This window comes from Lachnoclostridium sp. An14 (assembly GCF_002160755.1).
Lineage (GTDB): Bacteria > Bacillota > Clostridia > Lachnospirales > Lachnospiraceae > Lachnoclostridium_A.
In genome coordinates this window covers 1-20,543 of the sequence record NZ_NFLE01000045.1, presented here as the reverse complement: position 1 = coordinate 20,543, position 20,543 = coordinate 1, and the positions used below count along the sequence as shown (strand labels likewise).

Sequence of the window (20,543 nt, the reverse complement as noted above, 5' to 3'; positions counted from 1 at the left end):
CCCTCCGGTATGCGTGTACCGCGGACATCCCGTTTCCCATCAATACTCCTCGTCGATTTCCTCCTCGCCGATGTCGCTCTTTGGTTTCTTCAGTCCCTCGATGGAAATGCCGTTTTTCTGGGCGTAATCCCAGAGGGCGGCGTGGATGGCCTCCTCCGCCAGCAGAGAGCAGTGCACCTTCACCGGCGGCAGCCCGTCCAGAGCCTCGCAGACGGCCTTGTTGGTCACGGCCATGGCCTCCTGCACCGTCTTTCCCTTCACCATCTCCGTGGCCATGCTGCTGGTGGCAACCGCCGCGCCGCAGCCGAAGGTTTTAAATTTCACGTCCCGGATCACCTGATTTTCATCAATGTCCAGATAAATTCTCATAATATCGCCGCACTTGGCGTTTCCCACCGTTCCCATGCCGCTGGGATTCTCCAGCTCCCCCACGTTTCTGGGATGCTGAAAATGGTCCATTACCTTTTCTGTATACATAAACGATTTCTCCTTTTCTATCCTCGCTCTGTTAGCTTTATCTTGCGCCGTTCTGTTTCAAAAAATCCTCATAGAGGGGAGACATACTCCTCAGCCGCTCCACCACGTCCCGGATGGTCTCCGCCACATAGTCCATTTCCTCCACCGTGTTGTCCTCGCTGAGGGTCAGGCGCAGGGAACCGTGGGCAATCTCGTGAGGCAGGCCGATGGCCAGCAGCACGTGGGACGGATCCAGGGAGCCGGAGGTGCAGGCAGAGCCGCTGGAACCGCAGATTCCCGCCATATCCAGCATGATCAGCATGGACTCGCCCTCGATAAACTGGAACGCGAAGTTGGCATTGTTGGCCAGGCGTTTCGTCCGGTCTCCGTTTAATCTGGCGTAGGGAACCATGGACAGAACCTTGTCAATGAGGTAGTCCCGCAGTTTCGCCTCTTTTTCCTTCCTCTCCTCTAAGGTGGCCATGGCTAACTCCACCGCCTTTCCCATTCCCACGATCTGGGACACGTTCTCCGTGCCGCCCCGGCGTTTTCTCTCCTGGGCGCCGCCGTGGATGAAGGAGCGGATCTTGATGCCGGTGCGGATATAGAGGAATCCCACGCCCTTGGGGGCGTTGATCTTGTGGCCGCTGGCGCTGAGCATATCAATGTTGTACTCGTCCACGTTGATGGGCTCGTGGCCGAAGGCCTGTACCGCGTCGGTGTGGAACAGGACGCCGTGTTTCTTCGCGATGGCGCCGATCTCCCGGATGGGCTCGATGGTGCCGATCTCATTATTGGCAAACATGACGGAAATGAGAATGGTCTCCGGACGGATGGCCTTCTCCACCGCCTCCGGGCTCACCAGCCCGTTTTCATCCACATCCAGGTAGGTCACCTCCACGCCGTGTTTCTCCAGCCACTCGCAGGTGTGGAGAATGGCGTGATGCTCAATCTTCGTGGTGATGATGTGGTTTCCCTTTCCGGCGTAGGCCTCTGCCGTGGCCTTTAAGGCCCAGTTGTCGGACTCGGTGCCGCAGCCGGTGAAATATATCTCGTTGGTCTTTGCCCCGATGGCCTGGGCGATCACCTCTCTGGCGTGGGTGATGGCTCTCTTTGGCTCCTCGGAGAACTCATATACGGACGACGGGTTTCCGTAATACTGGGTCAGATAGGGCATCATGGCCTCTACCACCTCCGGCTTTACCCGCGTGGTCGCCGCATTGTCCAAATAAATCAATTTCTTTTCATTCATATCAATTCATCCGCCTTTCCCGCCCGCTGGCGCGGGCTGTCGTTTTCTTTCTGTGATCCCGGAGTCAAACCGTCAAAAATCCGACGTCCGCCTGCCCGCGGGAGGCGTTTGATCCCGGCATCTCCCTGTAGAAAGAAGTTAAAAGCTTCAACTACAGGTCTATTATATAATATATTCATAGAATTTCAATAGGAATAATATATTTTGTCCTGTTTTTTTGCGGAAAGATTCCGCCTGTCTCCACATAGATTGTAATAATGTTTTGATCAGGTGATCCCATGAATCTCTCTCCCCACAAACGGGCGTTCATCGCCGGGACCATGATCCTCACCGCCACCGGTTTCTTAAGCCGCATCCTGGGCTTTTTCTACCGCATTTTCCTCTCCCGCGCCATCGGCGCCGAAGGGCTGGGCATCTACAACATGGTCCACCCCATCTTCGGCATCTGCTTTGCCCTCTGCGCCGGATCCATCCAGACCGCCATCTCCCGCTTTGTGGCCGCGGAGGTGGGAAAAGGGCGAAATGTCTTCCGGACGGGGCTTGTCATCTCCCTTTCCATGTCCCTCGCCCTCACGGCTGTCATATGGAACGGCGCTGACTTTCTGGCGGCGCGGGTGCTTTTAGAGCCTCGCTGCGCCCCGCTCTTGCCTATGATGGCCCTGGCCGTTCCCTGCTCCGCCGTCCACGCCTGCATCAACGGCTATTACTACGGCCTGCGGAAAACGAAGGTTCCCGCCTTCACCCAGCTCATGGAGCAGGCGGTGCGCATCGGGGCCGTGTTTTTGGTGGCTGACATTATGGTGGAAAAGGGGATTCCCATCACCGTACAGCTGGCGGTGTTCGGCCATCTCATCGGAGAGGCGGCGTCCACCCTGTTTTCCATGGTGGCTTTCTCCCTGTTCCCGCCGGATGGAATCCAGCCATCCGCCGGCCCGGAGCCTCGCTGCGCCGGTCACACCGCCGATGATACAGGACAAAGCTCCCCCCTTTCCGGTTTTCGTTCCTTTGCCGCCGGTTTCCGCTCAGCTGCCCCCGCCCTCATGGCCCTGGCTCTCCCCCTTATGGGAAACCGCCTGGTGCTGAACCTTTTATCCAGCGCCGAGGCCATCCTGATCCCCAACCGCCTGCTGGCCTCCGGCCTGTCCTCCTCCGAGGCCTACAGCGTCTACGGCGTCCTCACGGGAATGGCCATGCCCTTCATCTTCTTCCCCTCCGCCATCACCAACTCCATGGCTGTCCTCCTGCTGCCGGCGGTGGCGGAGGCACAGTCCGTGGGAAACCGCAGGCGCATTTCCTCCGCCGTGACCATGTCCCTGCGCTACAGCCTTTATATGGGGATCTTCTGCATCGGCATTTTTACCAGGTTCGGGGACGATCTGGGCACCGGGGTCTTTCACGATTCCAGCGCCGGCTATTTTATCGCCACATTATCCTGGCTCTGCCCCTTCCTGTACCTCTCCACCACCACCGGCAGCATTCTAAACGGCCTCGGCCGCACCGGAACCACCTTTTTCCAGAATGTGGCCGCCCTCCTGCTGCGGCTGGCCTTCGTGGCCTTCGGAATCCCGGTCTTTGGCATTACCGCCCTCCTGTGGGGAATGCTGGCCAGTGAAATCCTTCTCTCCGCCATGCACTTAATCTCCCTGAGGCGGAACGTGGATTTTTCCTGGAACGCCTGGTCCATGATCGTAAAGCCCGCCGCCATCCTTCTTCTCTCCTGCGGACTCTTGGCCGCCGTTCTCTCCCTGCCGGCCGCCGCCATCTTCGGCCAACTCCATCCCTTTCTGGCGGCCGCGGTCAAAATCGGGTTCCTGGCGGTGTGCTACGGGGGATTTCTGCTGCTGTTCCACAAAAAAGAAGGGGCGGAAAACCTGGAATAATCCCTTCCTTCCGCCCTGGAAAACCTATGCTGCCTTCATTGTCCTGAAAACAGCTAGGGAGTGCTGCAAAATCATCTGATCAGATGATTGAACAGCACTCCCTCCGTATCGCGGTCAGCAAAACCAGGCTGACATTTTTATCCGCTAATGAATCCATTTTTAAACTCGGAAAATGGTAACATATGTTCCTGGTCTTGTTTAGATAGGTGATTCACCTACTTTCACATCCGCCGCTCAAAGCTGCCCTTAATCCCCATCTCCTCCCGGTATTTCGCCACCGACCGTCTGGAAACGCGGATGCCTTTCTCCTCCAGCTTTTCCGCCAGTTCCTTATCGCTGAAGGGCTTTTCCCGGTTTTCGCTCTCGATCAGCTCCTTTAAGCACTGTTTCACGCCCATGGCGCTGACCCCTTCCTCCTTGCCCGCAGAGGCGGTAAACAGGGATTTCATGAAAATGCTGCCGCTGGGATACTGCAAATATTTCCCCCGCACCGCCCGGCTCACTGTGGACGGGTGGATTCCCAGTGTTTCCGCCGCGTCACTCATGGTCATGGGCGCCAGAGGCGCCTTTCCCTCTAGAAACGGTTTCTGCCGCTCAATAATCAGGTTTACAATGGCCATGACCGTCTGCCGGCGCTGCTCGATGCTGCTCATGAGGAAACGGACCCGCTCCAGCTTGTCCTTAAAATACCGAACCAGCTCCTCTGACTCCGACTCCTTCATCATTTTCAGATAATAATCGTTGATCTTGTAATCCTCCATCCAGGAATCGTTTAACTCCCCGTACCACTCTCCGTCCTCCTTGTGGAGAATAATGTCGGGAACGATGTAGGAGGCCTTCTCCGTGCCAAAGCCCGCCAGGGGCCTGGGGTTTAACTCCGCGATCTGGCTGATGCACTTTCTCACCTTCGCCGTGGTCATCTTAAGGCCTCTGGAAATCTCGCTGATCTTTCCGGCGGCCACCGCCTCCAGGTAGCCGTCCACCACGTCCCACAGCTCTGTTCCCTCCAGTCCCAGAACCTGAATCTGCTTTAACAGGCAGTGTTTTAAATCCTGGGCAAAAATACCGTAAGGCTCTAACTGGCGCAGCTCCTCCAGGCAGCGCCCCGCCTCCTCCTCACTGATTCCGCAGGCGGCGGCTACCTCCGGGATCGGGGTAGTGAAAAACCCGCTGTCCTCCAGGCAGTCCGTCATATACTCCATGGCCGCCCACTCCTTCTCCGAAAACCGGGAACGGTCCAGCTGCCACAGGATGTAGGTCTTTACCGTATCCCGCTCCTGATCCGGAATATTGCCGTCGTTTTTCTCATTCAAATCCTCCCCGTGCTGATAAAAGGGGGTACCGGCGTACTCACCGGAAAGCTCCTGGGTCTTCACCGGCCCCGGCTCCGTGCCGGTGTACTCCAAAATCGGGTTCTCCAGATATTCATCGTGGAGCATCCGGCTCAGTTCAATGCTGTCCATAGCCAGAATCTCCAGAGACTGGATCTGGGACTGGGACAATGTCTGCTTTTGCTCCAACAGGGTTCCAAAACCAACTTCCATGCTATACCTCATCTCTCGTACTGTATTGATTTTTCGCGATTCCTATATTGTATATTGTATCATTATCAGTACATGATTTCAACTGTCAGGGGGAAAGTGGAGAAGATGACGGGCGGAATTGGAAATGGATTCTGATAATTTGCCTTATGAGCAGGTGGGGAAGAATGAGCCGGTTTGTATTGCGGATGAGGTGCCGTTTGAGATTCCGGAGACGTGGGAGTGGGTGCGGCTGAGTAAAATCGTTTACAACCGAGGACAGATGACGCCTGCAGATGATTTCTGTTACATAGATATTGGTTCTATTGATAACAAAAGCCAGAAACTCAGCGACAAAGAAAACATTATTACTGCGGATAAGGCACCGTCAAGGGCAAGAAAAATCGTCGCTATCGGTGATATTCTTTATTCTACTGTTCGTCCATATCTGCATAATATGTGCATCGTTGATCGTTCCTTTAGCCATCAACCTATTGCAAGTACCGGATTTGCAGTATTTACATGCCATACTGGATTTTACAATGAGTTTCTGTTTTATTATCTAATGTCACCCGACTTCGATGCATACGCAAATGACACAGAAAATGCCAAGGGTGTTGCCTATCCTGCCATCAATGACAATAAACTATATCAGTCACTCATACCTGTTCCTCCTGAAGCGGAGCAAAAACGTATTGTAGAGAAGATCAAAGAAGTGCTGCCTTATGTTGATACATACAGAACTGCATATTCTGAAGTAGAATCTATAAATAGTAATTTTCCTGAAAAGCTAAAGAAATCTATTTTGCAGGAAGCGGTTCAAGGAAAACTTGTTCCGCAAGACCCAACTGATGAGCCAGCCAGCATTCTGCTGGAGCGTATTCGTAGAAAAAAACAACGTCTGATAAAAGAGGGAAAAATCAAGAAAGATAAGCATGAATCCATCATTTTCAGACGGGATAATTCTCATTATGAAAAGCGTGGTTCTGAGGAAGTCTGCATCGATGACGAAATCCCATTTGATCTACCGGATTCGTGGGAATGGGTACGTCTTGGCTCTTTAGTGCAAGTAAATCCACGTAATACCTTGCCAGATGATATTGATGTTGGTTTTATACCGATGCCACTACTTAAAGAAGGCTTTAATAATCAGCATACCTATGAGGTTAGAAAGTGGAGAGAAGTTAAAAACGGTTTTACTCATTTTGCGGATGGAGATGTTGTTATAGCTAAGATCACTCCCTGTTTCCAAAACAGGAAATCCACAGTGATCGTTGATCTCCCAAACGGATATGGTGCAGGGACAACAGAGCTTCATGTCCTGCGTGATAACACACATTTACTCTGTATGCCGTATTTGCTTTTGCTCTGTAAAACACATGACTTTATAACAACAGGAATGAAAAATTTTACTGGTACAGCCGGTCAACAACGTGTGGGCAAGGACTTTGTTTCAAACTATCTTGTCCCATTACCACCTGTAAATGAGCAGAAGCGGATTGTCAAAATAGCATGGTCTATTATATCGGAGGTTGGTTGTCTCATTGATTGAGTTCTCATTATGAGAAGTTGGACGGAATTGAGCGTTGTATCGACGATGAGATACCATTTGAGATTCCGGATAACTGGATATGGTGCCGATTAAATATGATTGGGATTACACAAACAGGGAATACACCATCGAAAACACACTCAGAATATATGGGGGATGAGATTCCATTTATCACTCCAGGCGATATTCAGGATGGACACATAACCTATAATAACCAGGCACTTTCTACTCAAGGGAAAACGGTAGCTCGTGTATGCTCTGATGGTTCGATACTTCAAGTATGCATTGGCGGTTCCATTGGTAAATCAGCAATAACCGATAGAGAGATTTGCTTTAATCAACAGATAAATGTAATTTCCCCGATAATTGTTTGTAGCGAATATATTTATGCTATCATGCAATCACCTTATTTCATTACATCTATGAAAGAGCAAGCTGGAGGGACTGCAACTCCAATTATAAATCGTGGCTTGTGGGGTTCGTTACTTATCCCTGTTTCGCCACTTTCCGAACAGTATCGCATCGTTGAAAAACAGCGAGAATTGTTTGATAAAATCACACTGATTTAACGTTTAATTGTATAATATCTGGCGAAAGGAGGTCTTTCGCTATGATAGAAAAAGAAAAATTTGAAAGACACTTGAGGGGTACAAACCTCTCAGAAAACACGATTTCATCGTATATGTTTGCCATCAAGCAGTATGGGGAACAGTACGATGATATCACTCAGAAAAAGCTACGTGAGTACAAAGTATGGCTGATCGAGAATTACAAGCCCAAGACGGTAAATCTCAGGCTGCGAGCTATCAACTGTTACTTGGAGTGCATCGGCAAGGAAAAGTGGAAACTCCCCTTTGTTCGTGTGCAGCAGAAAACTTTTCTGGAAAATGTAATTAGCGAAGCGGATTACGAATACTTCAAATCCTGTCTAAAAAAAGATGATGAAATGTTCTGGTATTTTGTGATCCGATTTCTCGCCGCTACTGGAGCTAGAGTCAGCGAACTGATTCAGATCAAAGTTGAACACGTGAAACTAGGACATCTTGATTTATATTCCAAAGGTGGCAAACTGCGCAGAATTTATATCCCCAAAGAATTACAAAATGAAGCCCTTTCTTGGTTGGCTGAAAAGCAACAGGAAAGTGGCTTCATTTTTTTGAACAAATATGGGGAACGTATTACTACCCGTGGCATTTCTGGGCAGTTGAAAAAGCTGGCAGTAAAGTATGGCATCAATCCAGCGGTTGTATATCCACACTCATTCCGCCACAGATTTGCCAAGAGCTTTCTGGAGCGTTGCAATGATATAGCTTTTCTTGCTGATCTCATGGGACATGAAAGCATTGAAACTACCCGCATTTATCTCAGAAAAACAGCAACAGAACAAAGAGAAATCGTTGATACAATCGTAAATTGGTAAAAGGAAAGGCATGCACTTCGGATTGTGCGAAGTGTATGCCTTGTTTTAGCTTATATTGAATTGCATTTGCTGAATATTGAATTGATTTTTTCTACAATACGATACTGTTCTGATAGCGGCGGAATAGGTAATAACATTTTTCCTAATGTTTTACCGTTACAATTTGGCTGGGCTGTGGCAATAGTACCGTCTCGCAACTGCCTCCAATATAATTCGCTTTCCATGAAGTATTTCAAATATTGTGGGCATAGCCATTTACTGTATCTTGTCCTTATTAGATACCCTGCATATATCGCTTCTTCTGGAACCTCTTGTACGAGATAAGATTTCCCGACCGTCCCACCTGTTCTGGCAAATAGAATATCGTTAGCTTGTAGAAGATAAGATTCAATATCACATTCCTCAATATCACAATAAGGAACTGTATCCCATAGGACTGAGTTATTTTGAATGTCACTTATACGAACCATTTTTATACGACCACTCTCTTTTGCTGGTGCATTATAACCGTATTGAATTGATTTTGATATATTACCCCATCGTTCCCATTCCCAACTGTCCGGAATTTCAAACGGTATCTCATCGTCGATACAACGCTCAATTCCGTCCAACTTCTCATAATGAGAATTATCCCTTCTGAAAATGACGGATTCGTGCTTGTCACGCTTGATTTTGCCCTGCCGTATGAGTTGCTCTTTTTCTGCCCGAATGTGCTCCAGTAGAACAGATGCCGGTTCATCAGTCGGGTCTTGCGGCACGAGCTTGCCCTGCACCGCCATCTGAAAGATAGATTTTTTGAGCTGGTTGGGGAAATTGGTGTTCAGCGCATCCAGTGTGCTTGCAACTTCGGTATACTTATCCGTATATGGTTTGATTTGCTTAATGGCGTATACAATCCGTTCCTGCTCTTTGAGCGGCGGAAACGGAAAAAGTAATGCATGAATCGCATTTGAAGATAGTCCTTGAATGCCAATACCTTTGCCACCGATCCATCCAACGTGCTTGTACAAATAGAAAAGATAATAAAAATATTGAGTGCAAACAGGGGCATAAGCTCTGAGACGGTGGATATGATTCTGAATGCAAATATCATAATCATACGGCCAGATTGCTGCTCTGCCAATATCACCACCTTCGCAGACCAGAAGATCCCCTTTTGTCGCAGTACACTTTTCAATTTCAGGTTCAGTGAAGAACATTTCTTTCAATTTATCAAGTTCGAATCTGTCCCAGTAAAGGTTGGAGGTTGTGATATAGGATTTCTTCTCGCCAGAACGATTTGTCGCATTGAGCGCTTTGCCAGTATTATGCTGAAACACTGACCCCAGCCGCACCCACTCCCACGTCTCCGGAATCTCAAACGGCACCTCATCCGCAATACAAACCGGCTCATTCTTCCCCACCTGCTCATAAGGCAAATTATCAGCACCGCGAAAAATACGGGAGGGGTTCTTTTCTTTTTTGATCTTGCCTTCTTTTATAAGCTGTTCTTTCTCGGCACTAATTCGTTCCAACAGAACAGATGCCGGTTCATCTGCTGAGTCTTGGGGCACCAGTTTTCCCTGAACCGCCATCTGCAAAATTGAATTTTTCAGTTGTTGTGCTGTCATTCGTCGTTCCTCCCGTTTTCAATCCGTCTGCGTTCTTTTTCAACTTGTGCCTGCAATTCCTCCGGTGTCGGCAGTGTAAACTGGTATTTGGAGGCAAACATCTGCTTTCCGTCATTCAGCACAGAATATCTGGCGACTGCCTCGTTCTTTTCTGAACAGAGAATCAGGCCAATAGTTGGGTTGTCATCGGCATTTTTATACAAAGCATCGAACATTCGGATATAGCTGTCCATCTGTCCCACATCCCCGTGTGACAGCATCCCGATCTTTAAGTCAATCAGCACATAACATTTCAAAATGCTGTGATAAAAAACCAGATCCAGATAAAAGTCGTTATCGTCATAGCGCATAAGTTTTTGCCGCGCCACAAAACAAAAGCCGCGTCCCAGTTCCAGCAAAAAATCCTGCAAATTGTCAATCAAAGCCCGTTCCAAATCACTTTCCCGCAGGGCTGGATAGTCTTTTAAATCAAGAAATTCCAGCACGTACGGATTCTTGATAAACTGCTCCGGCTCCACAGCTGCCAGTTTCTCTTTCGCCTCGGCGAGCACCAGATCTTTTTGCTGACTCATCAAAAGGCGTTCATAGTACAGTGTGGAAATCTGCCGGTCCAACTGGCGGCTTGACCACTGCTCTTTGATTGCCTCGTTCAGATACCACTCCCGCGCATCCGGATTCTCCACACGCAACAAAGAACGGTAATGAGTCCACGTTAATTGCGAACGCACTGCGTTCGCATTTGGAAAAAGCAGATAAAACTTCTTCATCTGCTGAAGATTCCGCACTCCAAACCCTGCTCCAAACTCTTTCACAAGACGCTCAGACAGTGCCGAAAGTACACCTTTTCCGTAATCACCACGCTCTTTTCCATGCTGTTCATCCTCCACAATCAGCCTACCAACAGACCAGTATGCCATCAGCATTGCCGTATTAACGGCCTGATACGCATGACTGCGGGATTCTAACAGAACACTGCGGATAGATTCGTAAAGAACGGAATTTGTGACGTAGGTCTTTTCATGTTTCATCAAATCATGGTCACTCATCCAGTTCTACCCCCAAAATCTCTGTAATCTGCTGTAAAATACGGTCAATCTCCGCATTCAGGCTGGCACGTTTCTCCTGATATTGCTGAATCAGCTCTTTCGGCGGCAAAATTTCCTCTTCCTCGTGAGGATAACCGCAGAGGTCAATGTTATAAGTGCGGTCTGCAAGTTCCTGTGCCGTATACTTCTTCGCCTTGTCAAAGCCATCAATATTCAGCTCCTGCCGATTGTCCCACCATTCCATTGCCGGTGCGAAGTGCTCCAGTTTCATGGGTTTCGTCTTTGAAAAGTTTTTATAACCTTCCGGCATATCCAGACGGTAAAACCACGTTTCCTTGGTCGGGCCGGTGTGTTCAAAGAACAGAATATTGGTGGTAATGGATGTATACGGGGCGAATACGCTATGAGGCATACGGATGATGGTATGCACATTAAACTCAGAAAACAATTTCTTCTTAATCGCCACCTTGGCATTGTCCGTTCCGAACAGGAACCCGTCCGGCAGAATAACCGCCGCCCGTCCGCCAGCCTTCAGCCGGTACATAATGACCGACATAAACAAATCCGCGGTCTCAGAACTGGCCAAATCAGCCGGAAAGTGGTTCTTTACTTCCATTTTCTCAGAACCGCCATAGGGCGGATTCATTAACACAACATCCACCTGATCATCTGTGGTGTAATCCAGTACATCCCGAAGCAGGGAATTGTCATGAAATACCTGCGGTACATCCAGATCATGCAGCAGCATATTGGTTACACAAAGCATATACGGAAATTGTTTCTTCTCAATACCATAGATGGAGTTCCCATATTTCATCTCATCTTCCGTGGTCTTAACCTGTTTTTTCAGTTCTTTCAGCCAACTGATAATAAATCCGCCCGTTCCGCACGCAAAATCCGCCATTTTCTCACCAATCTGCGGTTTAATCATCTTCGCCATAAAATCTGTGACCGCACGGGGCGTGTAGAATTCGCCGGCAGAACCGGCGCTCTGCAATTCCTTCAGAATCGATTCGTAAATCTCGCCAAACGCGTGGCTCTCCTCGTAATCGCTTAAGTCGAGATCGTCAATGACATTGATAACCTGACGGAGCAGGACACCGTCCTTCATATAGTTATTGGCATCAGCAAAGGTAGTCTGCACAATGGCCTTTTTTATCGGTGTAGAAACATCTACCGGCAATTTCTTCAAGGTCGGAAACAACGTATTATTGACAAAATCCAACAGCTTATCGCCGGTCATGGCTGTGCCGGATTTATCATCCACCGCCCAGTTAGACCAGCGACATTCCTCTGGAATAATAGATTCGTAGCTGTCATCGTCCAATTCCCAGTCCTGCTCCTTCGCATCGTATACCTTCAGAAAAAGCATCCATACAATTTGTTCAATTCGCTGGGCATCACCGTTGATGCCAGCGTCATTTCTCATGATGTCGCGGACTCTTTTTACGAATCCAGATAAATTACTCAATTTATAACCGCCTTTCTCATCTCATTGTATCCTTCCAGACCACGTACAAAACATTCATATTTGCCGTAATCTGACATTTTCATTTATATCGCCTCATCTGCATAAATCGCTTCTTCCAGCTCCTGAACTGCTTTCAGATAGCCTGCCTTGCCGCCGAAATAGCTGGCAATTTTCGCTGGTTTCCCCAATTTCATAAATGGGTCGAGTTTCAATATCTCCGTTTTCTCAATTTCATAAATACCTGTATTCATGTATTTGTCCAACAACGCCTCTAAAACCTCACGGGCAACGCCGCTGTACCGGCTGAAAAAATCACGTTTTTTAACGTTATTTGCACGCTCCCTCCGGGTCAAAGGTTTCTTATCAAAGGCAACATGGCAGATAAAATCGTAATCGTCCACATCTGTCATCCCCTGTTCTGCTTTCATGGTTTCAAGGTCGATCCCCCGCTCCATAAACAGTTCCATGATCTTATCCTTTTTTTGTTCCGCTGTCCATTTCCGGATAAAATTATCCAGAGACGCATATTCGCCGCGAACATTCTCCCTCGTGTAATCCACAATACTTTCCTGCCGGAGCAATTTTCCATTCACATCGTAAACAGATACTGTTTTATGAATAATCTCCACACGGCAGCCGTTTGCATCCACAACCGGCTTAGGCTGTCCATAAGGAACCGGCGGTTCTTTTATCCCCTCAAAGTTCCGCAGTTCCTTCGGGTCCGTTTCTCTCACTGCTTTATCCTTACCAAAATCATCATCTATTTCAATCGGTCCATCCCAATCTGGATCCGCAAACAGCCTCGTCACATTCCGAAAGTCCATCACAACGAAGTGGGTCTTTCCCTCTTTTTCCCGCAGTCGCGTTCCACGACCGATAATTTGCTTGAATTCAGTCATGGAGCCGATCATTTCATCCAGAACGATCAATTTCGTCATTTTGCAGTCTGCACCGGTGGACAGCAGTTTGGATGTCGTCGCGATAACAGGATATTTAGCCGATACCGAAATAAAATAATCCAGCTTGCTCTTTCCGTAAGCATCACTGCCTGTAATCCGCACAACGTAGTCAGGATTTTCCTTTACCATGTCTGCATTCAAATTCACCAGCGCCTGCCGCATACGTTCCGCCGCGTCCTCTGACGCACAAAATACAATGGTCTTGTCCATTCGGTCAGTGCTTTTTAAGTACCGGGTAATTTCGGTGGCCACCTGCTGGATACGATCCTCGATGATAATATTGTAATCGTAATCGCTGTTTGTATAGATGCGATCCTCAATCTCATTTCCGTAAATGTCCCGCTGTCCTTTATATGGTCTCCACCCTTCGCCGATGTCAGTCATGATGTTAATGACTTTGAACGGTGCGAGGAAACCATCCTCAATTCCTTCCTTCAGGCTGTAGGTGTAAATCGGTTCGTGAAAATAGTTGACGTTGGAAACATAGCGTGTCTCCTTTGGCGTTGCCGTCATACCGATTTGCGTTGCCGATTTAAAATAATCCAGAATCAGGCGCCAGCGGCTCTCCTCTTTCGCCGATCCTCTGTGACATTCGTCTACTATAATCAAATCAAAAAAATCCGGCGTAAATAGCTTGCTAAAATGTTCTTCTCCTTCATCACCGACCAGCTGCTGGTAGAGTGAAAAATACACTTCATGGGAAGTGATGGTGCTTTTATCATCCTTAGCCACGTTGATTTTATGCGTAACCTTCTCCAGGGGGGCAAAATCCTGCTGAATCGACTGATCCACGAGAATATTCCGATCCGCCAGATAAAGGACCTTCCGTTTCAGACCACTTTGCAGCAAACGATAAACGATCTGGAACGCAGTATAAGTCTTACCGGTACCAGTTGCCATAACCAAAAGGATTCTATTTTCGCCTCTTGCCACTGCATCTACCGTCCGATTGATCGCAATACGCTGATAATAGCGCGGCGGATAAGTGTTTTGGCTGGTATAATAAGGCTGATTCTGTACAGCCTCCTGTTTCGGAGTCTGACCAGATTCCTGTTTGTACCGGAAAATGAGTTCTTCTTCCGTAGGAAATTCGTCAAGACAGAGCTGCCGTTCTACTCCTGTTAGAAAATCATGTTCCGCAAAGCCATCCCCATTAGAACTATACGCGAACGGCAAATCCAGCATCTTGGCATAAGCCATTGCCTGCTGTAGCCCGTAAGAGATACTGTGGTTGTTGTCCTTGGCCTCAATGATAGCAATGGGATTATTGTCGCTGAGATACAGCACATAATCCGCTCGTTTCGGTTTTTCCCGGAATACAAAATTGCCTTTCAGATTGATTTTCCCATCCGTAATCCGCGTCTCCATCGTGATTTTTTTCCGACTCCATTTTGCCGTAATGGCAGGAGTAATATACCGGAACTTAATATCTTCTTCACTCATCTCTTTTTTTGTCAAAACCTCGCTCACGATCCACCGCCTCCTTCCCATAATACTATATTATCAGAACTTAGTGTACCACATCGCACTGTGTGTTTCAATTAAGTGCTGATGTTTTCCCGACTATCCCGACTATTTTCCTCTGGGTAAAATACCCGTCTGCCAGAAACTTTTGTATCGTAGAGAACGGCGTTTTCCTACACCGCAAAAAAGCCGCCCCCCGCACCCCAGGGACCGGCCTTCCGCCATCTTCCCGCCTAACATCCACCGGTGAAACCGGTCCGTTCTCAGTCAGACTTTCCTTTATTTCTGATTTTCCCCCATTTTCAGCCTCCCCAGCTCCCAAAACGCCACCGCGCTGGCCGCTGCCACGTTCAGGGAATCCACGCCGTGGGACATGGGGATGCGCACGGTGTAATCGCAGGCGGCGATGGTTCCGTCCGCCAGGCCGTCTCCTTCCGTTCCCAGGATGACCGCCAGCTTTTCCTCCGCCTTCAGCCGGGGATCGTCAAGGCCCACGGAATCCTCCCGCAGAGCCATGGCCACGGTCCGAAAGCCCAGACGGCTCAGCCGCTCCATCCCCGTTTCCGGCCATTCTTCGCCGTCCGTCTCTCCCTTTCCCAAAAACGTCCAGGGCACCTGAAACACGGTCCCCATACTCACCCGGATCGCCCGCCGGTACAGGGGATCGCTACAGGCCGGGGTCAGCAGCACCCCATCCATTCCCAGGGCGGCGGCCGAACGGAACACAGCCCCCACGTTGGTGGGATTTACAATGTCCTCCAGCACGGCGATCCGTTTCGCCCCGGCGCAGACCTCCTCCACCGAAGGCAGGGCCGGACGGCGCATGGCGCAGAGCATCCCCCTGGTGAGGGGAAAGCCCGTCAGGTGCTTTAACACCTCAAAATCCGCCGTGTACACCGGTACGTCCCCGCACCGGCGAATCAGCTCCGCCGCCTGGGTCTCCACATGACGCCCCTCCGCCAGAAAGGAAACCGGCCGGCAGCCGGCATCCAGGGCCCGCTCGATCACCCTGGGGCTCTCCGCGATAAACATCCCCTTTTCCGGCTCGTGGCGGTTTAACAGCTGCCCTTCTGTAAGCCTGGCGTACACATCCAGCTCCGGTGCGGAAAAATCTGTGATTTCTATAATATTCGCCATGGTTTTGTTCTCCTCTTTTTTGTTTTCCCCACCCTGGGCGTGCCGGCTCTCCCGGCCGTTTCTGCCGTTCTACCGCTGTTTCCAAAGCCCCATCTGGGCTTTCAGCGGCAATTTCCTTTCGTTTCCTCAGCCGTTTCCTACTTCCCGGCCGCGCTTTTCTCCTGCAAAATATCCACAATGGTCTTTTCCGTCCCCGTCATGCCCGGTGACGCGATCTCGCCCATGTGGCGCATGGTCTCCTCCGGCGTCTTTCCGTTGATGCCGTGCACCGGATCCACGCTGATGCCGTGCATGGCAAAGTCCACGGACTGGAACGCCGCGTCCACCGCCACGATTCCCTTCATGGTGCAGCCCTGGTTGCCGCCGTCGCAGATCATGCCGGTGATGCTGCTGGCCATATTTCCGATGACCCGCTCCATCTCCGCCACTCCGCCGCCATAGAGGTAGACAAGGCCGCAGGCCATTCCCGTGCCCGCCGCGATGCCGCAGCCGCAGAAGGCAGACAGTTTCCCGGAGTATTCCTTAATGTACATACACACCAGATAGCTGATGGCCGTCGCCCTCCAGAGGGTTTCCTCCGGCAGCTCCCGATGGCGGTATACGCCGTAAAGGGGCATGGTGGCGATGATGCCGTGGGCCCCGGAGCCGGTGATGCTCATGGCCGGATAGTCCAGGCCGGTCACCCTGGCCTCGATGGCGGCGTTGCACAGCAAAGAGGCCGTTTTCTGCTCGTCATCAGAGATGATCTCTCCCCCGTTTTTCTCCAGCAGATACTTCCCGTAGGTGGTCCGGTCGCTCTCCAGCCCCGCCTCAAACAGGCGGCAATTCATCTCATAGGCCTGAGCGATGAAGGAAATGTCCTCCGCCGGCACGGTTTTTGCGTACTCGCAGATCTCCTCCAGGGTATAGGAATGGATCACCGCCGCCTGAGCCGTCTCCGCCTTCTCCTCGTCCGTTTTCTCAAATACCGTCTCCCCGTTCACCCGGATGCTTACAATATTCGTGTGGGAATCCCGGATCGTCACCACGGCCTCCCCGCTCTCCGCCGTTACCTTCGCCTCTATGAAAATGCGGCTGGTCACTTTCCCCATATGTACCTGGATCCGTCCTGTCCGCACCAGCATTTCCGCCATGGCATTGTCCATTTCCCGCACGTCCGCCAGGCACTCCAGGCCCTTTTCCGGCCGCCCGGCGATCACTCCCAGGGCCGCCGCGTACTCATTTCCCATAAAGCGGCTGTTGGGGATCCCGCAGGTATAGGCATTTTTATACATTCCGCTGTTTAAAGTCAACTCCACACCGGAAACCTTCCCCTCCACCAGGGATCTCGCCTTTGACACCGCAAAAGCGATGGCCCCCGGCTCCGTCACCCCCAGCGCCGGGCGCATATCCTTTCTGATTAATTCTGTCAGCTCATTGATCTGTGTCGTTTTCATGCTGCACCTCCTCATACCTTCCATCCTATGCGGCATTGTCCGTTTCGTCAAGTCTTCTGTCATTTTTTTCTTTCCACGCTACGCGAAACGTGCTATATTATCTTTAGATACTAGGGCCCAAAGGCCAGACACCTGGCGCGAGCCCGCTTGCAAGAGGAATTTTGACCTTAGGGCACGCCAAAAACATAAATAAGTAACCGTTTTTCACAGAAAAACCAGGGGATTATGAATGTTTATGACGACTGCGGAAATGCGCAGCACGAAACAATCTGGTATCGAAGGTGCAAAACACCTTTTGACCCTTACATTTTTTAAAATACATACTTTATATACTTTTTCGCCCCAGAACAGCGGAAAACAGAGAAAGGACGGTCCCCATGCGATACAATCCCCCCTATTTTGACTTTGAGCTCTGCGGAGTAAAACGGAAACTTCCCTTTGTAAAAATCAAGGACGACATGGCTCTGGCCAGTTTCTGCATCGTATCTGACACGGAACTGGTGCAGGCAGTGGCCCCGGAGCTGGCAAAACGCCTTCCGGAGGTGGACGTACTCCTCACCGCAGAGGCCAAGGGCATCATTCTCACCTACGAGATCAGCCGCCTGTTAAACATGAAGGATTTCGTGCTGGCCCGCAAGCACAAAAAGCCCTATATGCAGAACGTCCTGGAGGCCAACGTCTACTCCATCACCACCCAGGCCAAGCAGACCCTGTACTTAGACGGTTGCGACGTGGAAAAGCTCCGCGGAAAACGGGTGGCCATCATCGACGACGTCATCGCCACGGGAGACTCATTAGCCGCCTTAGAAAAGCTGGCGGAATTGGCCGGAGCCAAGGTGGTGGCCAGAGCCGCCGTGCTGGCAGAGCTGGACTCCGTCTACCGGGATGACATCATTTACTTAAAAGAGCACTACGTCTTCACCCCCAACGAGGACGGCACCTTCACTCCCATCGAATGCGAGGAGAAAAAGAGACGGCGCCTGGCCGGGCTGGAATAAAAAGCGCGCAGTTTCCGGTTCATTTCCGTTTCCTATGAAAGGACAAAAACGGCCGGGAAAAAGGGATTCTTCCACACAGGAACCCGTTTTCCCGGCCGTTTTCCACATTTCTGCCCTAATGTTTTTATGCCTTAATATTTCCGGATCTGATCCGTCTCGTCCCCGGCGGTTTTGTCGATGGATTTTACCACCACATAATAGCCCGCTTTTTCATTGACCTTCACATACACCCGGTCTCCCACCCGGTGGCCCAGCACCGCCCGGCCCAGGGGAGACTCGTTGCTGATTTTATTGTCCAGGGAATTGCCGCGGACGGTGGTGACGATTTTATAGGTCTCCGTCTCGTCATCGTCCTCAAAGTACAGCTCCACCCGGTTGTTGATCCCCACCTCGTCGGCGCGGGACTGGTCGGAAATGATCTTCGCCGTGCGGATCATCCGCTCCAGATAGCGGATGCGGCTCTCGTTCTGATTTTTGTCCTTCTTTGCCGCGTGGTATTCAAAATTTTCGCTCAGATCCCCGTGGGCCCTGGCCTCCTTCACCGCCTCGATGGCCGCTTTCCGCACCACCAGTTTCCGATAGTCGATTTCCTCTTGAATTTTCTTAATATCGCTCTCCGTTAATTGATCGTACATTTTATGTCAGCTCTCCTTCCTGTCTCCAGCCGCCCGCTTGCTCCGGATCCATTTCCAGCACCGGCAGGCCGCCACTCCCAGCAAAATTCCGTCCAATGCCCCAAACACCACATCCGACGGGTAGTGCACGCCCACATACAGCCTGGAAAAGGCGATGAGCGCCGCCAGCACAAGGGCCAGCCATCCACATCTCCGGTGATTCAGCCAGATCACCGTCGCCGCCGCGAACGACGAGGCAGCGTGCCCCGACGGAAATGACCAGTCCGGCTGTTTCTCAATGAGCAGCGTCAGTCCCGCCACCACCTCGTAGGGCCGCACCCTCGCAACCAGATTTTTCAGAATCACATTGTTTGCCAGCAGGGAAAAAAGGAGGGCCGTCGCCGTCTCCACCCCCGTCCGCCTGGTCTTTCGCAGCACGAAGAAAACGGCAGCCATCCCAATCCAGATGAATGCCGTATCCCCCAGGTGCGTGATGAACTCCATCACCGGCGTCGCCATATCGCTGCGCAAATGCTCCTGTATCCAGAGCAGAATCTGCCCGTCCATTCCGTCACCTCACTGAAACTCAAAATACTTCGTTATATTTTTCACATAGTCATCCGTCATCCGGCGGATCATCTCCCGTTCTCCCGGCTCATACCCGGACATGGAAGACCCCTGGGGCGTCCCGGTGATATAATAGTGTCCGCGGCACCAGCCCAGCTCTTTTTTATCGCCGATCTTGGACGTGATCGTCCGTTTCTCCTCCAAACTACCCACCCGGTGCACCTCAAAAATCTCCCGCGGCCGCTCCGCCACCGGATAAAAATACACCCGCAGGCACTCCTCTGTCTGCTCTATATAAAAATTCCCCTCCCAGCTCTCCGGGAGCGTGATCAGATAATCGTCATTGCCAATCACCGTTCCGTCGTAGGGGACAATCTTCGTCTGCACAACGCCGTCTTCCACCCAGGCGCCGTCCCCATTGACTTCAAATCCCTTTCCGATCAGGGAATTGGTGACCATATATCCCTTCTCGTCAAAATAGTAACACTCCGCTACGCAATCTCCGTCTCCGTCCAGCCATTTCCAAGTATCCCTCGGATAGGAGCCGTCGTCCTCCTGCCACCACCAGCCGCTTCCATCGCGCCCCCAGTGGCCTGCATAGGAGGGAAACGCAGCCAGCGCCGATACCACAATCCCGGCGGCCAGCCCTGTCCAGATTCTCATAGGCACTCTCCTTCTGCATGAATGCGTCCGTTTCTTTTTATCATACCATGAAGGGGTGGAAATGAAAATAATGGGACTTCTTAAAAATTCCTTAAGAATTTGAAAACGAGAAAGCACGTAAATACAAGGTTTTTTAAAAAATTTGTGACTTTCTTGTGACTAATAGGGACTGCTTGATTAATAGGAAATGATAGAAATTTTGACTGATCCCCCGAAGACAACAGATCCAGCACCGCCGGTCTTGGTAGTGCTGGATCTGTAAATATAGAAATAGTGGCCTGGCATTTTTTCCTACTTTTCGGGAACCCTCAAGAGAGGGTTGTGTCTTTTTCTTCCCGAAGCCTTCCCTTGTCTTTTTAGAATCATTTGCACACGGTTGTACATTTCTACCGTGATGATGGGATCATAGTTTCCCTTATACAGCTGTCCACAGTATGGGTTATACCCGCAATATTGTGGCCGGGAAAGGATGACAGATATAGTATAGGCCTCCGGGAC

General features: G+C 50.4%; 18 protein-coding genes. 5 read left to right on the top strand and 13 right to left on the bottom strand.

The annotated features are described in order from the left end of the window. Positions 1-39 precede the first annotated feature (39 nt). Together nifU and nifS are read right to left on the bottom strand one after the other, a co-directional pair. Positions 40-477: a Fe-S cluster assembly scaffold protein NifU gene (gene nifU / locus B5E84_RS17800; protein WP_087225509.1), complete on the bottom strand. Its 438-nt coding sequence runs from the start codon at positions 475-477 to the stop codon at positions 40-42. A gap of 37 nt (positions 478-514) precedes the next feature. Further along, the gene (gene nifS, locus B5E84_RS17795; protein WP_087225506.1) at positions 515-1,708 is read right to left on the bottom strand and encodes a cysteine desulfurase NifS; all 1,194 of its coding nucleotides are present in this window, start codon (positions 1,706-1,708) and stop codon (positions 515-517) included. Positions 1,709-1,986: 278 nt separating this feature from the next. On the opposite strand from nifS, the gene B5E84_RS17785 reads away from it, so the two are divergent. Next, entirely contained in the window at positions 1,987-3,588 is a 1,602-nt protein-coding gene (locus B5E84_RS17785; protein ID WP_087225500.1) for a putative polysaccharide biosynthesis protein, read from the top strand. 221 nt (positions 3,589-3,809) lie between these two features. On the opposite strand, the gene rpoN is transcribed toward B5E84_RS17785, so the two are convergent. Next, positions 3,810-5,132: an RNA polymerase factor sigma-54 gene (rpoN, locus tag B5E84_RS17780; protein ID WP_162612890.1), complete on the bottom strand. Its 1,323-nt coding sequence runs from the start codon at positions 5,130-5,132 to the stop codon at positions 3,810-3,812. Positions 5,133-5,256: 124 nt separating this feature from the next. Between rpoN and B5E84_RS17775 the strand changes: the two genes are divergently transcribed. The 3 genes from B5E84_RS17775 to B5E84_RS17765 are packed head-to-tail and all read left to right on the top strand — an operon-like array spanning position 5,257 to position 8,080. Further along, positions 5,257-6,660 carry a restriction endonuclease subunit S gene (locus B5E84_RS17775; RefSeq protein WP_087225494.1) on the top strand — a complete coding sequence of 468 codons (1,404 nt, stop codon included), beginning with the start codon at positions 5,257-5,259 and terminating at the stop codon, positions 6,658-6,660. A gap of 17 nt (positions 6,661-6,677) precedes the next feature. After that, positions 6,678-7,229, top strand: a complete 552-nt coding sequence (locus B5E84_RS17770) for a restriction endonuclease subunit S (protein WP_143469265.1) — start codon at positions 6,678-6,680, stop codon at positions 7,227-7,229. A 41-nt stretch (positions 7,230-7,270) separates the two neighbouring features. Then, complete coding sequence (locus tag B5E84_RS17765; protein ID WP_087225488.1) at positions 7,271-8,080, top strand: tyrosine-type recombinase/integrase; 810 nt, start codon at positions 7,271-7,273, stop codon at positions 8,078-8,080. A gap of 50 nt (positions 8,081-8,130) precedes the next feature. Here the strand turns inward: B5E84_RS17765 and B5E84_RS17760 are convergent, their stop codons facing one another. The 6 genes from B5E84_RS17760 to B5E84_RS17735 form a co-directional block, all read right to left on the bottom strand. Beyond that, positions 8,131-9,690 carry a restriction endonuclease subunit S gene (locus tag B5E84_RS17760; RefSeq protein ID WP_087225485.1) on the bottom strand — a complete coding sequence of 520 codons (1,560 nt, stop codon included), beginning with the start codon at positions 9,688-9,690 and terminating at the stop codon, positions 8,131-8,133. Beyond that, positions 9,687-10,736, bottom strand: a complete 1,050-nt coding sequence (locus B5E84_RS17755; protein ID WP_242963434.1) for a PDDEXK nuclease domain-containing protein — start codon at positions 10,734-10,736, stop codon at positions 9,687-9,689. The genes B5E84_RS17760 and B5E84_RS17755 overlap by 4 nt, the downstream gene beginning before the upstream one ends. Continuing rightward, positions 10,729-12,207 carry a type I restriction-modification system subunit M gene (locus tag B5E84_RS17750; protein WP_087225482.1) on the bottom strand — a complete coding sequence of 493 codons (1,479 nt, stop codon included), beginning with the start codon at positions 12,205-12,207 and terminating at the stop codon, positions 10,729-10,731. Before B5E84_RS17750 ends, B5E84_RS17755 begins: the two co-directional genes overlap by 8 nt. 83 nt (positions 12,208-12,290) lie before the next feature. Continuing rightward, on the bottom strand, positions 12,291-14,609 hold the full coding sequence (hsdR, locus tag B5E84_RS17745; RefSeq protein ID WP_442911403.1) for an EcoAI/FtnUII family type I restriction enzme subunit R: 2,319 nt from the start codon (positions 14,607-14,609) through the stop codon (positions 12,291-12,293). A gap of 300 nt (positions 14,610-14,909) precedes the next feature. Then, on the bottom strand, positions 14,910-15,767 hold the full coding sequence (locus tag B5E84_RS17740; protein ID WP_087225477.1) for a TrmH family RNA methyltransferase: 858 nt from the start codon (positions 15,765-15,767) through the stop codon (positions 14,910-14,912). A gap of 137 nt (positions 15,768-15,904) precedes the next feature. Beyond that, entirely contained in the window at positions 15,905-17,188 is a 1,284-nt protein-coding gene (locus B5E84_RS17735) for an L-cysteine desulfidase family protein (protein ID WP_087225517.1), read from the bottom strand. Between the two features lie 392 nt (positions 17,189-17,580). Here B5E84_RS17735 and B5E84_RS17730 point away from each other — a divergent pair, with 392 nt between their 5' ends. Then, positions 17,581-18,201, top strand: a complete 621-nt coding sequence (locus B5E84_RS17730) for a phosphoribosyltransferase family protein (protein ID WP_087225475.1) — start codon at positions 17,581-17,583, stop codon at positions 18,199-18,201. Between the two features lie 131 nt (positions 18,202-18,332). On the opposite strand, the gene greA is transcribed toward B5E84_RS17730, so the two are convergent. The 4 genes from greA to B5E84_RS20915 form a co-directional block, all read right to left on the bottom strand. After that, on the bottom strand, positions 18,333-18,836 hold the full coding sequence (greA, locus tag B5E84_RS17725; protein WP_087225472.1) for a transcription elongation factor GreA: 504 nt from the start codon (positions 18,834-18,836) through the stop codon (positions 18,333-18,335). 6 nt (positions 18,837-18,842) lie between these two features. Then, positions 18,843-19,382 (bottom strand): phosphatase PAP2 family protein, encoded by a 540-nt coding sequence (locus B5E84_RS17720; RefSeq protein WP_087225469.1) that lies wholly within the window; start codon positions 19,380-19,382, stop codon positions 18,843-18,845. A 9-nt stretch (positions 19,383-19,391) separates the two neighbouring features. Continuing rightward, positions 19,392-20,045 (bottom strand): hypothetical protein, encoded by a 654-nt coding sequence (locus B5E84_RS17715; RefSeq protein WP_087225466.1) that lies wholly within the window; start codon positions 20,043-20,045, stop codon positions 19,392-19,394. A 291-nt stretch (positions 20,046-20,336) separates the two neighbouring features. Continuing rightward, a partial coding sequence (locus tag B5E84_RS20915) for a hypothetical protein (RefSeq protein WP_204248614.1) occupies positions 20,337-20,543 on the bottom strand: 207 nt, incomplete at its 5' end.

Coding starts and splice junctions, on each gene's coding strand:
- nifU (WP_087225509.1), bottom strand. CDS start 477: ATGTATACAGAAAAGGTAATGGACCATTTTCAGCATCCCAGAAACGTG.
- nifS (WP_087225506.1), bottom strand. CDS start 1,708: ATGAATGAAAAGAAATTGATTTATTTGGACAATGCGGCGACCACGCGG.
- B5E84_RS17785 (WP_087225500.1), top strand. CDS start 1,987: ATGAATCTCTCTCCCCACAAACGGGCGTTCATCGCCGGGACCATGATC.
- rpoN (WP_162612890.1), bottom strand. CDS start 5,132: ATGGAAGTTGGTTTTGGAACCCTGTTGGAGCAAAAGCAGACATTGTCC.
- B5E84_RS17775 (WP_087225494.1), top strand. CDS start 5,257: ATGGATTCTGATAATTTGCCTTATGAGCAGGTGGGGAAGAATGAGCCG.
- B5E84_RS17765 (WP_087225488.1), top strand. CDS start 7,271: ATGATAGAAAAAGAAAAATTTGAAAGACACTTGAGGGGTACAAACCTC.
- B5E84_RS17760 (WP_087225485.1), bottom strand. CDS start 9,690: ATGACAGCACAACAACTGAAAAATTCAATTTTGCAGATGGCGGTTCAG.
- B5E84_RS17755 (WP_242963434.1), bottom strand. CDS start 10,736: ATGAGTGACCATGATTTGATGAAACATGAAAAGACCTACGTCACAAAT.
- hsdR (WP_442911403.1), bottom strand. CDS start 14,609: ATGAGTGAAGAAGATATTAAGTTCCGGTATATTACTCCTGCCATTACG.
- B5E84_RS17740 (WP_087225477.1), bottom strand. CDS start 15,767: ATGGCGAATATTATAGAAATCACAGATTTTTCCGCACCGGAGCTGGAT.
- B5E84_RS17730 (WP_087225475.1), top strand. CDS start 17,581: ATGCGATACAATCCCCCCTATTTTGACTTTGAGCTCTGCGGAGTAAAA.
- greA (WP_087225472.1), bottom strand. CDS start 18,836: ATGTACGATCAATTAACGGAGAGCGATATTAAGAAAATTCAAGAGGAA.
- B5E84_RS17720 (WP_087225469.1), bottom strand. CDS start 19,382: ATGGACGGGCAGATTCTGCTCTGGATACAGGAGCATTTGCGCAGCGAT.
- B5E84_RS17715 (WP_087225466.1), bottom strand. CDS start 20,045: ATGAGAATCTGGACAGGGCTGGCCGCCGGGATTGTGGTATCGGCGCTG.